This is a genomic window from Streptomyces sp. NPDC004561 (genome assembly GCF_053602155.1).
The window spans coordinates 1-15,227 of sequence record NZ_JBSGDB010000200.1 but is presented as its reverse complement, the minus strand read 5'-3'; the positions used below and the strand labels follow the sequence as shown (position 1 = coordinate 15,227).

At 74.2% G+C, this 15,227-nt stretch carries 12 protein-coding genes and 2 tRNA genes; 4 read left to right on the top strand and 10 right to left on the bottom strand.

All coding sequences use genetic code 11. From position 1 onward, the window contains the following. Positions 1–360, bottom strand: a 360-nt coding sequence (locus ACWEN3_RS24650) for a DUF2797 domain-containing protein (RefSeq protein ID WP_452974864.1), incomplete at its 3' end; no start/stop codon positions are given. A gap of 174 nt (positions 361–534) precedes the next feature. Beyond that, a complete protein-coding gene (locus ACWEN3_RS24645) occupies positions 535–1,548 on the bottom strand; it encodes a cell wall-binding repeat-containing protein (protein ID WP_452974877.1) in 1,014 nt (337 codons plus the stop codon). A gap of 168 nt (positions 1,549–1,716) precedes the next feature. On the opposite strand from ACWEN3_RS24645, the gene ACWEN3_RS24640 reads away from it, so the two are divergent. After that, positions 1,717–1,911, top strand: a complete 195-nt coding sequence (locus tag ACWEN3_RS24640; protein WP_452974861.1) for a DUF1918 domain-containing protein — start codon at positions 1,717–1,719, stop codon at positions 1,909–1,911. A 95-nt stretch (positions 1,912–2,006) separates the two neighbouring features. Here ACWEN3_RS24640 and ACWEN3_RS24635 read toward each other — a convergent pair. Next, positions 2,007–2,079, bottom strand: a tRNA-Arg gene (locus ACWEN3_RS24635). A gap of 204 nt (positions 2,080–2,283) precedes the next feature. Beyond that, positions 2,284–2,374 (bottom strand) — tRNA-Ser (locus tag ACWEN3_RS24630). A gap of 183 nt (positions 2,375–2,557) precedes the next feature. Between ACWEN3_RS24630 and ACWEN3_RS24625 the strand changes: the two genes are divergently transcribed. Both ACWEN3_RS24625 and ACWEN3_RS24620 read left to right on the top strand, forming a co-directional pair. Further along, complete coding sequence (locus ACWEN3_RS24625) at positions 2,558–3,142, top strand: SSI family serine proteinase inhibitor (protein WP_452974858.1); 585 nt, start codon at positions 2,558–2,560, stop codon at positions 3,140–3,142. Between the two features lie 194 nt (positions 3,143–3,336). Continuing rightward, the gene (locus tag ACWEN3_RS24620) at positions 3,337–7,656 is read left to right on the top strand and encodes a PAS domain-containing protein (RefSeq protein ID WP_452974855.1); all 4,320 of its coding nucleotides are present in this window, start codon (positions 3,337–3,339) and stop codon (positions 7,654–7,656) included. Between the two features lies 1 nt (position 7,657). On the opposite strand, the gene ACWEN3_RS24615 is transcribed toward ACWEN3_RS24620, so the two are convergent. Continuing rightward, positions 7,658–8,239 (bottom strand): TetR family transcriptional regulator, encoded by a 582-nt coding sequence (locus tag ACWEN3_RS24615; protein ID WP_452974852.1) that lies wholly within the window; start codon positions 8,237–8,239, stop codon positions 7,658–7,660. Positions 8,240–8,379: 140 nt separating this feature from the next. Here ACWEN3_RS24615 and ACWEN3_RS24610 point away from each other — a divergent pair, with 140 nt between their 5' ends. Beyond that, a complete protein-coding gene (locus ACWEN3_RS24610; protein WP_452974849.1) occupies positions 8,380–9,606 on the top strand; it encodes an MFS transporter in 1,227 nt (408 codons plus the stop codon). 429 nt (positions 9,607–10,035) lie between these two features. Here the strand turns inward: ACWEN3_RS24610 and ACWEN3_RS24605 are convergent, their stop codons facing one another. The 5 genes from ACWEN3_RS24605 to ACWEN3_RS24585 form a co-directional block, all read right to left on the bottom strand. Continuing rightward, a complete protein-coding gene (locus tag ACWEN3_RS24605; RefSeq protein WP_452974874.1) occupies positions 10,036–11,679 on the bottom strand; it encodes a long-chain fatty acid--CoA ligase in 1,644 nt (547 codons plus the stop codon). Between the two features lie 127 nt (positions 11,680–11,806). Continuing rightward, positions 11,807–12,364, bottom strand: coding sequence for a SigE family RNA polymerase sigma factor (locus ACWEN3_RS24600; RefSeq protein WP_452974847.1), 558 nt, complete (start codon positions 12,362–12,364; stop codon positions 11,807–11,809). 192 nt (positions 12,365–12,556) lie between these two features. Further along, positions 12,557–13,723: a lipid-transfer protein gene (locus ACWEN3_RS24595; RefSeq protein ID WP_452974844.1), complete on the bottom strand. Its 1,167-nt coding sequence runs from the start codon at positions 13,721–13,723 to the stop codon at positions 12,557–12,559. Then, on the bottom strand, positions 13,720–14,124 hold the full coding sequence (locus tag ACWEN3_RS24590; protein WP_452974871.1) for a MaoC/PaaZ C-terminal domain-containing protein: 405 nt from the start codon (positions 14,122–14,124) through the stop codon (positions 13,720–13,722). Before ACWEN3_RS24590 ends, ACWEN3_RS24595 begins: the two co-directional genes overlap by 4 nt. A gap of 132 nt (positions 14,125–14,256) precedes the next feature. Next, positions 14,257–15,171 carry a bifunctional MaoC family dehydratase N-terminal/OB-fold nucleic acid binding domain-containing protein gene (locus ACWEN3_RS24585; RefSeq protein ID WP_452974867.1) on the bottom strand — a complete coding sequence of 305 codons (915 nt, stop codon included), beginning with the start codon at positions 15,169–15,171 and terminating at the stop codon, positions 14,257–14,259. Positions 15,172–15,227 lie beyond the last annotated feature (56 nt).

Sequence of the window (15,227 nt, the reverse complement as noted above, 5' to 3'; positions counted from 1 at the left end):
CAGCCGGGCCGGGCCCCGCTCGACGGCGGTGATCCCGACCTTGACCATGCCCGGCCCGAACCACGCCAGGTACACGCGGTACGGCCGGGGAGAGTCGGCGAGCGTGTCGGCGGCCACCGAGTGCGCCCGGTCCAGCCGCGCGCACTCCTCGCACCGGGCCCCCGTACTGCGCCCCGACACGACAGCCCGCACCGGACACGCATGCCCGCGCGCCCCCACGCACCTCCGCACGCCCCCCTCGGGGACGGCGAAGGCGACCCGCTTCCCCCGGGGCAGCCCGCTGCGCCGCCCGCCGCCCCACACCAGCACGGGCCCGCCCGGCGACCAGCGCAACCCCGAGCACTTCCACATCTGTGCCATCACTCGTGAGGGTAGGGGGTGGCTCTGACAATGCCCCGCGGCCGGCTGGAAGGCCCTGACCGGGCAGGATCACGTCGTGCCGCGTGTCCGGGGGGCGCACGCCCACCGCGGGACGGGGAACAGCACGGCGTGGGTGCTGCGGCCTGGGCCGTGGCGGCGGCCCAGGCACGGCGGTCACCTCTTGGCCGTCACCTGGAGAGGGGTCAGGTCCGGGTGGGTGGCGGGCCGGCCGATGCCGGCGGACCGGGTCCCGGCGGCCGGGCTCTGCGGGGCCGCTCCCTTGTAGTACGGGGTGTAGGCGTAGTGGCTGCCCACGCCGATGGCCGCACCGATCTTCGGGATGACGGCCGTGTCGACCGAGCCGGTGCCGCCGAAGACGGCCACGTGGTTCACGCTCGCCGACATCCGCATCAGGTACCGCTTGGTGTCGTACGACAGCGAGGTGACGTCGGTCCACAGCAGCGGGCCGTAGGTGGTCATCGCCGCCGACGCGGAGACACCGTCGCGCCAACTGCCCACGGAGGCCACCGCGGCGTTCGGCGGAAGCGACCACCACAGGCCGGCGAGCTGTGTGGCGTTCGTCTGCGGGCTGCCGCCGGCGACCCGGTAGTAGCTGTACTTGCCGGGCCGGTGCGGCATCCTGCCGGCCTTGTACGCCTTGGTGAGCGCCGACTCCGCGTCGGTCCCCACCGTGATGATCTTCGTGGTGCTCGGGCTGTACCTGTCGAGGTAGCCGTAGACGGACGCGGTCATGGTCGAGCCCTCGGTCAGCAGCACGACCGCGCTGCCCGAACTGCCCATGGAGCCCGCGGCGGAACTGGCCGCGAGGGCGTTGTGGTAGTCGGTGCCGGTGGCCAGGAAGACGTACTTCGGCGTGCCGGTGGCCAGGAAGACGTACTTCGGCGTGCTGGTGACCGCCTTGGCCACGGCCACCGAGGTGGAGTAGCGCGAGACGTCGGACAGCCGCTTGGCGGTGTAGCCGAGCGAGGTCACCTTGGACGCCACCGAGCCGCTGAGCACCTTGGTGCCGCCGACGAGGTACACCGTCCTGCCCTTGGGCAGCATGCGCTTCAGCTCGGTCTGCACCGAGGAGTCCAGGCCGGTGCCGGAGGTCATCAGCACCGGTCCGCGCTTCTTTCCGGCCAGCGAGGTCGCGGTGGTGGCGTACGCCGCGTCCGACTTGCTGATGAGGACGGCCGCGCCCGCGTTCGTCAGGCCGGGCGTGCTCTAGATCGACCCGCACCCGCCTCCTGGCCCGGCTGTCACCGGTTAGGTCGAACTGACGGCACCGGCCGTTCGGGCAGGGCGGCTCGGGGGGTAGGGCAGAGGAGGACCGCTCGACAGAAAGGTGGCAGCGTGCGCGCGAGTGTGGGTGACAGGCTTCTTGTCCACGGCCGGATCGTGGGACAGCAGGATCGCACCGCAGAGATCATCGAGGTGCTCGGGGAGAACGGGGCGCCTCCCTACCGGGTCCGCTTCGAGGACGGGCACGAGACGTTGATGAGCCCGGGCCCGGACACCGTCATCCGTAGCTTCTCGTCCGAGATGTAGACAGCTCTCCCGTGTCGGCGGCTGGCGTCGAACACTGCCGTCAGGACAAAAGCCAGAGGCCCTGTGGATCACTCCACGGGGCCTCTGAACTGTTGTGCACTCGGCAGGATTCGAACCTGCAACCTTCTGATCCGTAGTCAGATGCTCTATCCGTTAAGCTACGAGTGCTTGTTCTTTTGTTTTGCCCCCGCTCCCGGCCCTTCCGGCCCGCTCGCGGCGACAGGAAGAACATTACATGACTGCCGCCGTCATGTGAAATCCGATTCGCATACCCCTTGTGACCTGCGAAAACGCTAATCTTGGCCCCACACGGCACGGGGGGCCGGGAACGCCGAAGCCCCGGTCCTGAGGACCGGGGCTTCGGGATCGGTGCGGAGGCGGAGGGATTTGAACCCTCGATGGGCTTTAAGGCCCAAACCGCATTAGCAGTGCGGCGCCATAGACCGGACTAGGCGACGCCTCCAGCACAACCGCTCACGCGAGCGCGCGATCGGTGCGTGCAGATGATGACACAGTCGAGTGCGGTGTCACCAATCGCCCCCCACGGTACTAGGCAGGCAGGCCGCAGGGCAAAGGGCTTCCCCCGGCAGGGCGCCCGGGGCGCCGGGCGGCGCAACGTCCGGGGCGCGTCGGCGTTGGACAGGGCATGGTTCTCGTTCTGCCGGCCGCCGGGCGGCGCGTCCTCGTGTCGTCCCTCGCCGCCGTAGCCACCCTCGTCCCGCTGACCGCCCCGCCCGCCGCCGCGGCCGTCGCCGCGCCGCCGCCCGTCCGGCCGGAGGACCGGGCTCCGGCCCCGGTCGGTGATCACCTCGTCGTCGCCCCCCGACCGGAGGACCGGGCCCCGAATCCGCGCGGCGATCACCTCGTCGTCGCCGTCCGGCACGCCGGGGCCGGGCGGGACGGGAGGTACGAGCTGTTCTGCCATCCGGGTGGCGGCCGTCACCCGAACGTGGCCGGCGCCTGCCGGGTGCTCGACTCGAACACCCACTGGGGGCGGGACACCTTCGCCCCGGTGGCTCCGGGCAGCATCTGCACCATGCTCTACGGCGGCCCCGCCACCGCCCATGTCACCGGGACCTGGGCCGGGCGGCCGGTCGACGCCTCGTACGACCGCAGCAACGGGTGCGAGATCGGCCGGTGGGACCGGCTGGTGCCGCTGCTGCCGGCGCTCGGCGGCGCTCGGCGGCACCGCCCGCACAGGAACGTCCTGACGGATCCACCGGTGCGGTAAAGGTCCCGCGAAGGTCCGGTGCAGCCGAAGCACGTGGTCACGGCATCGGCGTCACTTCCTCGTGGGACCTCCCTCTCATCCGGCGTCGCGAGCGCAACGCGTGCGCTTAGACTCCCTCGCGTGACACGTCGCGGGCCGGTTGGCAAGATGGCCCGAGCGGTCGGCAAGGTGCGGTAACAGGGAGGAAGCGTCTCGTGAGCAGCAGGCCATCCCGAGGCGCTGCTCGCCTCGCAGCCATACTCGACGCGCTGCCGGACGCGTTGGTCCTGGTCAACGCCAACGGTACGGTCGTCAACGCCAACACCATCGCGCTGGAGGCGTTCGAGGCGCCGGGTACCGCCCTGGTCGGGCGCGGGCTGCTCGATCTGCTGCCCGAGTTCGACTCCAGGCTCATCCCCGGATCGATGCGGCGGCCCGACCACATGGACCCGCAGGGCCGGACCAAGCCGACCCGGATGATCGCGCGGCGCACCGACGGGACCGAGTTCCCGGTCGAGGTCACGAGCGCGAACCTGGAGAACGGCCAGCAGGCGTACGACGGTTACGGCTACACGGGCGACGAGCTGCTGATGATCGTCGTACGGGACCTGTCCGGGACCGTCGACACCGAGGCCGAGCTGGCCCGCTCGCAGCGGCAGACCGAGATGATCCTGCGGGCCGCGTCCGAGGGCGTCGTCGGCACCGACACCGACGGGCGGATCGTGCTCGTCAACCCGGCCGCCGCGCAGATCCTCGGCTACCGGGCCGGGGAGCTGGGCGGCAAGGAGCTGCACACGCTGGTGCTGCACTCGCGCGCCGACGGCTCCCCCTTCCCGTACGAGGAGTCGCCGCTCGCCGACACCCTGCGCTCCGGGCGCAAGCACCGGGTGCGCGGGCAGGCGCTGTGGTCCAAGGGCGACGAGAGGGTCTCGGTCGATCTGACCACCGCTCCGGTGCGGGACGGGGACCAGCTCGTCGGCGCCGTGATGACCTTCACCGACCGGCGGCCCTACGACACCCTGGCCGAGGAGAAGTCCGCGCTGGAGAAGGCGCACGGCGAGGAACTGGAGCGGCTCTCCGAGGAGCACGCCTCCGATCTCACCGCGCTGCGCCAGCAGCACGTCACCGAGGTCGAGGAGCTGCAGGAGAAGCACGCGGAGCAGGTGGCGGCCGGCGAGGAGCGGTACGCCGCGCTCGGCGAGCGGGAGAAGGACCGGTACGAGGCCCTGGCGGGCCGGCACGAGCAGTTGCTGACCCTGCTCGCGCAGTCCCTGCGCGGGCCCCTCGACGAGCTGCGGCGCGAACTGGCCGCCCTGGCCGCCGACGACGCCGGGCAGCTGTGGCCCGAGGCCAACCAGGTGCTGCATCACCTGTCGGCCGGGTACTCGCGGATCACGACGCTCATCGACAACGTCCTCGGTTATCAGCGGCTCGACGCGGGCAGCGAGGACATCACCCGTACGAAGGTGATGCTGGACGCCGTCGTCGCCGCCGGTGTCGACGGCGCGGTGGAGCTGATCGGCCCCGGCCGGGTGCAGTTCGCCGTGCACGCGCCGCCCATCGAGGCCGAGGTCGACCCGCAGCGGCTCGCCACGGCGCTCGCCCACCTGGTGGCGGACGTCGCCGGTGTCGACGCGACCGGCAACACGCCCGTCTCCGCGGGCGGTTACCTGGACAACACGGTCGTGGTCGCGGCCGCGCAGCGCGGTGAGGTCGCACGGATCGAGGTGCGCGGGCCGTACGCCGGGGGAGACCCGGTGCACGAGCCGATCGTGCGCGGGATCGTGCGCGCCCACGGCGGCGTGCTCCAGACGCACGAGGTGCCGGGGATGAGCGGCAGCGCGTACGTGCTCGAGGTGCCGCTCGGCGGTGGCGCCGGGGCCGTCGCCGCACAGCTTCCGGATGCCGGCCGGACGCCCGCCGACGAGACCCCCGTGGCCGAGCCGGGCACCGGTGGCGGCCGGCGGCGGGGCCGGCGGGCCTCCACGGACGCCTTCCTGGACGGTGACGTGCCCGGCGCGGACGAGGCCGGTGAGCCCGAGCCGGAGGCGTCCGCGCCGACCGGACGGCGCCGCAGGCGAGCGGGCGCTCCCGCCGACGAGTCCGTCGCGGTCCCGGTCGAGAGCGCGGAGTCCGCGTCCGGCGGGACCGGGCGACGCCGTGCCCGGGCCGCCGAGACGGGCGCCGGTGACGGCGCGGGGGTGTCCGAGGGTGCCGTGGTGACCGCGGCCGAGCATGCCGCGGGTGCGGCCGCCTCCGGTACGGGACTCGGCGCCGCCGTCCCGCCGCAGGGCGTGCCCGTGCCCACGGGCCGGCGTGCCCGCCGCGACTCCGGCGCCCCGCAGGCCGCCCTGCCGCCCGCGCTGCCCGCGGCCGGCGGCGAGCCGGCGCCGGGTGCGGAGGCCGCCGAGGGTGCGCAGCCGACCGGACGGCGCCGGCGTGCGCTGGCCGCCGCGGCGGAGCGTGCCGCGGCCCAGGAGGCGGGCGGCCGTACGGTCTTCGCCCTGCCGCCGGCCGCGGCCGACCGCGCGCCGGAGCCGACGAAGGCACCGGGCGAGGGTGGCGCGCAGGCCGCTGCGGCCGCCGGTGCGGGCGTCGCCCCGGCCGCGGATGCCGTGCCCGGGTCGCTGCCGGGGCAGGTGCGCGTGCCCGCCCAGCTCCCGGTGTCCGTCGAGGCCGGCCACGGTGACGACGGCCGGCACGACGCCGTACCGCTGAGCCAGTCCGAGGACCACACCCCGCCGCAGCCGCATCCCACCAGCGCCCCGACCGGCCGTCGCCGCCGTGCCGTGGCCGCGCCGGCGGAAGCGGCGCAGGAGATGCCGGCGGGTGCCGCGCAGGCCGCCGCGGCGACGGGCGCCCCCGTGCCGCCGGCCCCCGGCCAGGCCGCCCCGGCGCAGGCCCTTCGGGGGCAGGCGGCTCTCCCGCGGGGTGCCGCCCCGGCTCCGGAGCCGGGGCCGGGCACCCCGGGTCACGGCGTTGCGGCGCAGGCGCCCGCCGTGCCCGGACAGCAGCCCTCCGTACCCGGACAGCAGCCGGCCGTGCCCGGTCAGCAGCCCGCCGTACCGGCGGCTCCCGGTCTGCCCGCCCCCGCCCAGGCGCGGCAGCCCGCCGCACAGCCCGCGCTCCCGGCGGCGCTCCCGGCGGCCCAGCCGCTGCCCGCGGAGGCCGCCTCCGGTCAGGCTCCGGCGGCTGCCCAGCCCGCTCAGGCCGCGCCCACCGTGCCGCCGCAGTGGCCCGGTGCCGACGACACCTCCGGCGCGGGCACGCCCGTGCCGCGGTCCGGGACCCCGCTCCCCGTGGCGCACCCCGGTGCCCGGCCGCAGCGTGCCGCGCAGCCGCTGCCCGCCAAGGCCGCGGGCGCCCCCGCCGACCCGAACTCGACGCAGGGCCGGGCGATCAGCGTCCGCACCCTCGGGCAGGGCGTGCCGTTCGCACGCCAGGCCGCGCAGGTCCAGCAGCCGACGGCGACCCCGCCGCCGCACGCGCCGGGCGGTTCCGGCCGCCGGCGCAAGCTGGGCACCCCGCCCGACCCGGCCGCGCGCCAGGAGCCGCAGCCGGAGCAGCCGGGCCGGCCGCACGCGCCGGCCGAACCGGCGCCCGCGCAGCCGTCGCTCGCCGGACAGGCGCCCGTGCCACAGCCGTCGCTCGCCGGGCAGTCCCGGCTCGTCCCGGCCACCGAGGGTGCCGGACGGTCGTACGCCATAGGCGCCCCGGACGCCGACGCGGCCGAGGGGCCCGAGCCGCTGGACGGTCCCGGCGGTGCCGTCGAGGTGGCGGACTCTCCGCGTCCGCAGCCGCTCGACGACGAGCTGCCGCCGGAGCCGCTGGACAATCCGCGCCGGCTGCTGGTGTGGCCCGCGCCGGACGTGACGACCCAGCAGGCGCTGAGCGACCGCGGCTACCGGCCGGTCATCGTGCACTCCCGTGAGGAGGTCGACGCGCAGATCGCGGCGTTCCCCGCCGCGCTGTTCGTGGACCCGCTGACCGGGCCGATCACCCGCACCGCGCTGCAGTCGCTGCGCCAGGCCGCCGTGGCCGCCGAGGTCCCGGTGCTGGTCACGGCCGGGCTCGGGCAGGCGACGCGGGAGGCGGCGTACGGCGCCGACCCCGCCGTCCTGCTGAAGGCGCTGGCGCCGCGGGACAGCGAGCAGCATCCGCCGCGGGTGCTGCTGATCGAGGAGCACGCGGAGATCGCGCTGGCGCTGACCTCGACGCTGGAGCGGCGCGGGATGCAGGTGGCGCGGGCCGCGAGCGACAACGACGCGGTGACGCTGGCGGGCCAGTTCCACCCGAACCTCGTGGTGATGGACCTGATGCAGGTGCACCGGCGGCGGGCCGGGATCGTGGACTGGCTGCGCGCGAACGGGCAGCTCAACCGCACTCCACTCGTCGTCTACACCGCCGCCGTCGACCAGGCCGACCTGCCCCGGCTGGCCTCGGGCGAGACGGTGCTGTTCCTCGCGGAGCGGTCCACCAGCGCCGAGGTGCAGGCGCGGATCGTGGACCTGCTGGCCCGGGTCGGCACCAACTAGCTCACCTCGCGACCAGCCTGCGGGCCGCCTCCTTGACCGAGGCCCGCAGGCGCTCGCGGTCGCTGTCCTCGCCGCCGGCCACGATGCGCCGCATCTGCGGGACCGCGACCGTCCAGTTGGCGAGGGAGACGAGCAGGAGCAGCAGGTCGCCGGGCGGGATGGCGTCGGTGACGACCCCGCGGGCCTGGCCGTCCGCGAGCGCGTGGATCTTGCGCGCGTAGTGCTCCTGGCGGGCGGCCTCGTCGGGCAGTTCGGCGGTGCCGTACTCGATGCCCTCCCAGAAGAGCAGGCGGAGCAGCTCGGGGTGGGCGGCGTGGTAGTCGAGGAGGCGGTCGATCCAGCCGTCGATGTCGTCCGGGTCGACCGGGACGGCCGCGGCCAGATCGACCATGCACCGGCCCAGGACCTGCGTGAACAGCTCCGCCTTGTTTCCGAAATAGGCGTAGATCAGCTGCTTGTTCGCCTTTGCCGCGGTTGCGATGCGGTCGATGCGGGCACCCGCGATGCCGTGCCGTGCGAACTCGGCGACCGCAGCGTCGAAGATGCGGGCCTTGGTCGCCTCAGGGTCCCTCACTGGTGCCATGGGGACAGGGTAGGGGCGCACAGGCAAGTAACCAACTATTTGGTTGACACGGAATTCCGTCGACGCCCAGACTGTTCTCCGAACATCCAACCAACCAGTTAGTTACTAGACCTGGACAGGCGCAAAGGGGTCTCCCGCTCATGCCGCAACCACGCACCGTCAGCACCCGCGAGGTCCGGGCACCCGCCCCCGACGCGGGCACCAGAGCCCCAGGACTCCTCCTCGTCCTGATCGCCGTCTGCACCGCCGTCACCGCCGCCAACATCTACCTCGCGGCACCGCTCCTCCCGCTGATCGCCCGCGGCTTCGGCGCCACGCCCTCGGCGGTGGCCTGGATCGCCTCGGTGGCCCAGTTCGGCTACGCGGCCGGCCTGCTCTTCTTCGCCCCGCTCGGCGACCGCGTCGACCGGCGCCGGCTGGTCGGCGTCCTGTCGTTGGTGGCCGCGGCGGCGCTGGCGGCCGGTGCGGCGGCGACCGGGACCACCGGGCTCGCGGCCGCCGTCCTGGTGGCCTCCGCCGCCACCGTCGTACCCCAGCTGCTGGTCCCGCTGGTGGCCGCCCGCGCCCCCGCCGACCGGCGGGCCCGGCATGTCGCCGCCGTCATAGCGGGGCTGTTCACCGGCATCGTGGCCGCCCGGGTCCTCGGCGGCCTGATCGGGCAGGCCTGCGGCTGGCGGGCGGTCTTCGCCGGCGCGGCCGTCCTGACCGCGCTGCTGGGCCTGGCGACGGCGTACGCCCTCCCGGTGGAACACCGTGCGCGGCGTACCGGCCCGCTGTTCGCCGGGCTGACCTCGCTGCCCGGCGTCGTCCGGCACTCGCCCGACCTGTGGCGGGCGTGCGTCCGCCAGGCCGGGATGTACGGCGCGTGGAGCGCCCTGTGGACCTCGCTGGCGCTGCTGCTGACGGGGCCCCGGTACGGGATGTCGACCGCGACGGCCGGACTGTTCGGCCTGCTCGGGCTGTCGGCGAGCGCGGTGGCCCCGCTGGCGGGCGGCCTCGCGGACCGCTTCGGTGCCGCCCGGATCGTCCGCTCCGCCTATCTCCTGGCCGCCGTCTGCGTCCCGCTGTTCTGGCTGGGCGGACATGTGATCGCCGCGCTCTTCGCCGGTGCCGTCGCCGTCCACGCGGCCCTTGTCGCGGCGCACGTCGCCAACCAGACGCTCGCGCTGACCACCACCTCCGCCCCCGCGACGGCCAACACCGCCTACGTGGTGGCGAGCTTCGCGGGCGGCGCCCTGGCCTCCGCCCTCGCCGCCCCCGCCTACGGCGCCTGGGGCTGGGGCGGGGTGTGCCTGGTGGCCGGGGTGTGGCTGACACTGGGCTGGGCAGCCACGGCGATACCGGCCCGCCGCCCGACCGGACACTGACTCACGGCAGCGGGGCGCACCCGGGAACGGCGCCCCGCACAACCGACCCGGCCTGCCGCCGACTCGCACCAGTGGCGCTCCGCGCCGAGGGGAGAGCCCGCCCCCACGTGCCCGTCCCACCGCCGATCGGCCCGGCCCTGAGCCGCGCCAGCGGGCCGCACGTCTGGGACCGGCCTCCCCCGCGCACCCGACCCACCCCGCCGCTCGATCGCGTCAGCGAACGGCCACCCCGTACAACCCGCCCCCCGCTGAACCGCACGAGGCAGGACTCCGCACCGGCGAACGCCCGCCCCCGTATACCCCCCACACCCATCCGAGCGTCTCCTGAAGGCCACCGATGTCGTTCCGGGCGGGCGCGATGAAGCGGTGGCTTCAGTGGAAGCGGGAAGCGGCGGCGGGCGTCGCCGCTGCCCGGCGCGCGCCCCGGTGTCAGAGGCGGGTGACGTCCAGTTCGCCGTCCGCGTACTGCCTGCGCAGCACCTTCTTGTCGAACTTGCCGACGCTGGTCTTCGGCACGGACCGCACGATCGTCCAGCGCTCGGGCAGCTGCCAGCGGGCGATGCGGCCCTCCTCGGCGAGGAAGGTGCGCAGGGTCTCGAAGTCGGCGCTGGCGCCCTCCCTGAGGACGACCGTGGCCAGCGGGCGCTCGCCCCACTTCTCGTCGGGTACGGCGACGACGGCGGCCTCGGCGACATCGGGGTGGGACATCAGCGCGTTCTCCAGCTCGACCGAGGAGATCCACTCGCCGCCGGACTTGATGACGTCCTTGGCGCGGTCGGTGAGGATGAGGAACCCGTCGGGGGAGATGGTGCCGACGTCGCCGGTCTTCAGCCAGCCGTCCTCGCTGAACTTGTCGGCGGGGCGCAGCGGTTCGGCGTCGGGGCCGTTGTAGTAGGCGCCCGCGATCCAGTTGCCGCGCACCTCCAGCTCGCCCGCCGACTCTCCGTCCCAGGGCAGGCGCTCGCCGCCGGGGCCGGTGAGCCGGGCCTCGACCCCGGCCGGGAAGCGGCCCTGGGTGAGGCGGTAGGCGAACTCCCCGTCCGTGCCGACCGCGTGGGCCGGCGGGCGGGCCACCGTGCCGAGCGGGGAGGTCTCCGTCATGCCCCAGGCGTGGCAGACCCGCATGCCCAGCTCGTCGAAGGCCCGCATCAGCGAGGGCGGACAGGCCGAGCCGCCGATGGTGACCTGGGTGAGGGAGGAGACGTCCCGGGGCCTGGCCGTCAGCTCGGCGAGCAGGCCCTGCCAGATGGTGGGCACGGCCGCCGCGTGGGTCGGCCGCTCCCCCTCGATCATCTCGGCGAGCGGCGCGGGCTGCAGGAAGCGGTCCGGCATCAGCATGTTGACACCGGTCATGAACGTGGCGTGCGGCAGGCCCCAGGCGTTGACGTGGAACTGGGGCACCACCACCAGGGAGGTGTCCTGGTCGGTCAGGCCCATCGACTGGGTCATGTTGACCTGCATGGAGTGCAGGTAGATCGAACGGTGGCTGTAGACCACGCCCTTGGGGTCGCCGGTGGTGCCGGAGGTGTAGCACATGGCGGCGGCCTGTCGCTCGTCCAGCTCCGGCCAGTCGTAGGTGGTGGGCCGGCCGGCGAGCAGCTCCTCGTACTCGTGCACCCGCGCGGCGGTGTCCGCCAGCGGGGCGCGGTCACCGGGGCCGGAGACCACGATGTGCTCGACCGTGGGCATCTTGGGCAGCAGCGGGGCGAGCAGCGGGATCAGGGAGCCGTTGACGACGATCACGCGGTCGGCGGCGTGGTTGACGATCCACACCAGCTGCTCGGCGGGCAGCCGCAGATTGAGGGTGTGCAGCACCGCGCCCATCGACGGGATCGCGAAGTACGCCTCCACGTGCTCGGCGTTGTTCCACATCAGCGTGGCGACCCGGTCGTCGGGGCGGATGCCCAGCTCGTCCCTGAGGGCGTTCGCGAGCTGCACCGCGCGGGCCCCCGCCTCGGCGAAACTGCGCCGCTGCGGCTCGGCGTCGCCGGTCCAGGTGGTGATCTGCGACCGGCCGTGTACCTGCACCCCGTGTTCGAGGATGCGGGTGACGGTCAGCGGTACGTCCTGCATGGTGCTCAGCACGGCGTCCTCCCGGGGCGGCGTCGCCTACGCGTGGGTAAGGGCTCCGCTGATTCTGCGCACATACCGCGCGGTATGTCACTAGGCGGTATGTCACTCCGGGCAGGAAAACGCGGCTCTACCGCACCAGCACCAGCTCGGGGTCCTCGCGCAGCTTCCCCAGCGCGCGCGACACCGCCGACTTCACCGTGCCCACCGACACCCCCAGCACCTCGGCGGTCTGGGCCTCGCTGAGGTCCTCGTAGTACCGCAGGACGACCATCGCCCGCTGCCGCGCCGGCAGCTTGGCGATCGCCCGCCACATGGCGTCGTGCAGCGCCTGCCGCTCGGCCGGGTCGTCGTCGCCGGGCACGGGCTCCGGCTCGGGCAGTTCCTCGCAGGCGAACTCGTCCACCCGGCGCTTGCGCCACTGCGAGGTCCGCGTGTTCAGCAGCGCCCGGCGCACATAGCCGTCGAGCGCCCGCTGGTCCTCGATCCGCTCCCAGGCCGCGTACGTCTTGGCGAGCGCGGTCTGCAGCAGGTCCTCGGCATCGCTCGGGTTGGCGGTCAGCGAGCGCGCGGTGCGCAGCAGAACCGGCTGACGGGCCCGCACATACGAGGTGAAGGAGGGGTACGTGGGAGTCTGCCGCGCTGGTGCGGCGGCGGCCGAGGCGCTGGTGCAGACGGGTGTGGTCATGGCTCCACGCTATGAGCGGGCCGCGCACCGGCGGATCGGCCGCAGGTCCCGAAGCGGAGTCCCCCTCAGGTTGTAGGGGTGGGGCCGGCTCCACCTCCTGAAGGTGGAGTGCGGGTCCACCCCGTCTCCGGGTCCGCCCCTGACCCGCCCCCGGCTCCGGGCCGGCGCCGGGGGCCGCAGCGGCCCGTGGCCTCAGCCGTCCGCCGTCAGGACCAGGCCCGAGGTCGGCACCCCGGTGCCGGCCGTCACCAGGGTCCGGGCCGCCCCCGGCGTCTGGTTCACCGCCGTGCCGCGCAGCTGGCGCACCGCCTCGGCGATGCCGTTCATCCCGTGCAGATACGCCTCACCCAGCTGGCCCCCGTGCGTGTTGAGCGGCAGCCGATCCGCGGCCACGAAGTCCGCCGCCTCCCCCCTGCCGCAGAAGCCGAACTCCTCCAGCTGCATCAGCACGAACGGGGTGAAGTGGTCGTAGAGGATCCCCACGTCGATGTCCGCCGGGCCGAGCCCCGAGGTGCGCCACAGCTGCCGGGCCACCGCGCCCGTCTCCGGCAGTCCGGTCAGGTCGCCCCGGTAGAAGCCGGTCATCTGCTCCTGCCCCCGGCCCGCGCCCTGGGCGGCCGCCGCGATCACGGCGGGCGGCTTCGCCAGGTGGCGGGCCCGCTCCACGGAGGTGACGACGACCGCCTGCCCGCCGTCGGTCTCCTGGCAGCAGTCCAGCAGCCGCAGGGGCTCCACGATCCAGCGGGACGCGGCGTGTTCGGCGAGGGTGATGGGGCGGCCGTGGAAGTACGCGGCCGGGTTGGTCGCCGCGTGCCTGCGGCCGGTCACGGCCACCTGCCCGAACACCTCGGGTGCCAGCCCGTACGTGTGCAGGTACCGCTGGGCCGCCATCGCCACCCAGGAGGCCGGGGTGAGCAGCCCGAACGGCAGGACCCAGCCGAGCGCCGCGCCCTCCGCCGAGGGCTCCCGGTGCTGCACGCCCGCGCCGAACCTGCGGCCCGAGCGCTCGTTGAAGGCGCGGTAGCAGACCACCACCTCCGCCACGCCCGCCGCCACGGCCAGCGCCGCCTGCTGCACGGTCGCACAGGCGGCCCCGCCTCCGTAGTGGACCCGGGAGAAGAAGGACAACTCGCCCATTCCACACGCCTGGGCCACGGTGATCTCGGGGCTGGTGTCCATCGTGAAGGTCACCAGCCCGTCCACGTCCGCCGGGGTGAGACCCGCGTCGTCGAGCGCCGCGCGCACCGCCTCCACCGCCAGCCGCAGTTCGCTGCGCCCGGAGTCCTTGGAGAACTCCGTGGCCCCGATCCCGGCGATCGCCGCGCGCCCGCCGAGGGCGTCCCTCGTACGCAGGCTCATGACGCGACCTCCCGGGCGGATGCCGGGACCGTGACCGTCACCGTGCCGGTGACATGTCTGCCGAGGCCGTTGGCGCCGACGACGCGCACGGTGGCGGTGTCGCCGTCGACCTCCTCGATCCTGCCGGTGAGCACCATCGTGTCCCCCGGGTAGTTGGGCGCGCCGAGCCGGACGGCGACCCGGCGGAGCACCGCCGCCGGGCCGAAGTAATCGGTGATGTACCTGCCGACCAGGCCGTTCGTCGTCAGGATGTTCATGAAGACGTCCGGCGAGCCCTTCTGCCGGGCCAGCTCCGCGTCGTGGTGCACGTCCTGGTAGTCCCGGGAGGCGATCGCGCCCGCCACGATCAGCGTGCGCGTGACCGGGATCTCCAGCGGGGGCAGTTCGGTGCCCGCCGTCAGTGCCGTCGTCATGCCTCGCTCCCACACGCGATCGACTCCCCCGGTTCCTGGAGCACTTCGCCCCCGCGGCCGAGATGCCCCGCCGGCCGCCGGCCCCACACGAAGTGCCGGTGCACCGGCGTGACTTCCATGTCACCCCTCGCCTTCGACGGCCCGGAAGACCGGCAGGACCAGGGGGCCTTGGGGCCCCTCGTCGTCGTACCGCCGGAACTCGACCCGCACCGGCGTGCCGATGCGCACCTTGTCGTGGGGCACCCCCACCACGTTGCTCACCATCCGCACGCCCTCGGCGAGTTCGACGAGCCCGACCGCGTAGGGCGGCTCGAAGGCCGGGAAGGGCGGGTGGTGCATGACCACGTACGAGTACACGGTGCCCTCGCCGCTCGCCTCGACCGTGTCCCAGTCCAGGCAGCCGCAGGCGTTGCAGCCTGGCAGCCAGGGGTGGCGCAGGGTGCCGCAGCCCGCGCAGCGCTGGATGAGCAGCCGGTGCTCGGCGACCCCCTGCCAGAAGCCGGCGTTGTCCCGGTTGACCACCGGGCGGGGGCGGGCGGCCCGCGGTCCCTGGCGGGCGGGGGCGTACTTGAGGATGCGGAAGCGGTGCGTGCCCACCAGGTGGCCGCCGGCGCGTACGTCCATGCGGGTCGTGACGAAGTATCCCGTGCCCAGCTTCGTCGTCTTGCGGTCGGAGACCGACTCGATCACCGCGTCGAAGGTGACCTCGTCGCCAGGCCGCAGGGGCCGCAGGTACTCCTGCTCGCAGTCGGTGGCGACGACCGAGGTGCAGCCCAGCTCGTCCAGCAGGCCGAGCAGTTCGTCGTAGGCGCCGCTGCGGCCCTCGTGCCCGGACAGGCCGCCCATCGTCCAGACCTGGAGCATGGTGGGCGGGGCGACGGCGCCGGGGCCCGAGTACGCCGGGTTGGTGTCGCCCATCGCCTCGCACCAGTGCCGGATCATGGGCAGGTTGACCGGGTCCCGGCCCACCCCGGTGACGGCAGCCGTCCGACCCTGCCCGCCCTCGGCGTTCCCACCACCTGATCCTTTCCGGATCCCACCCCAGCAAGCCCACCACCTGACGTCACCGCTCACGTCGTCGGGCTGATCAC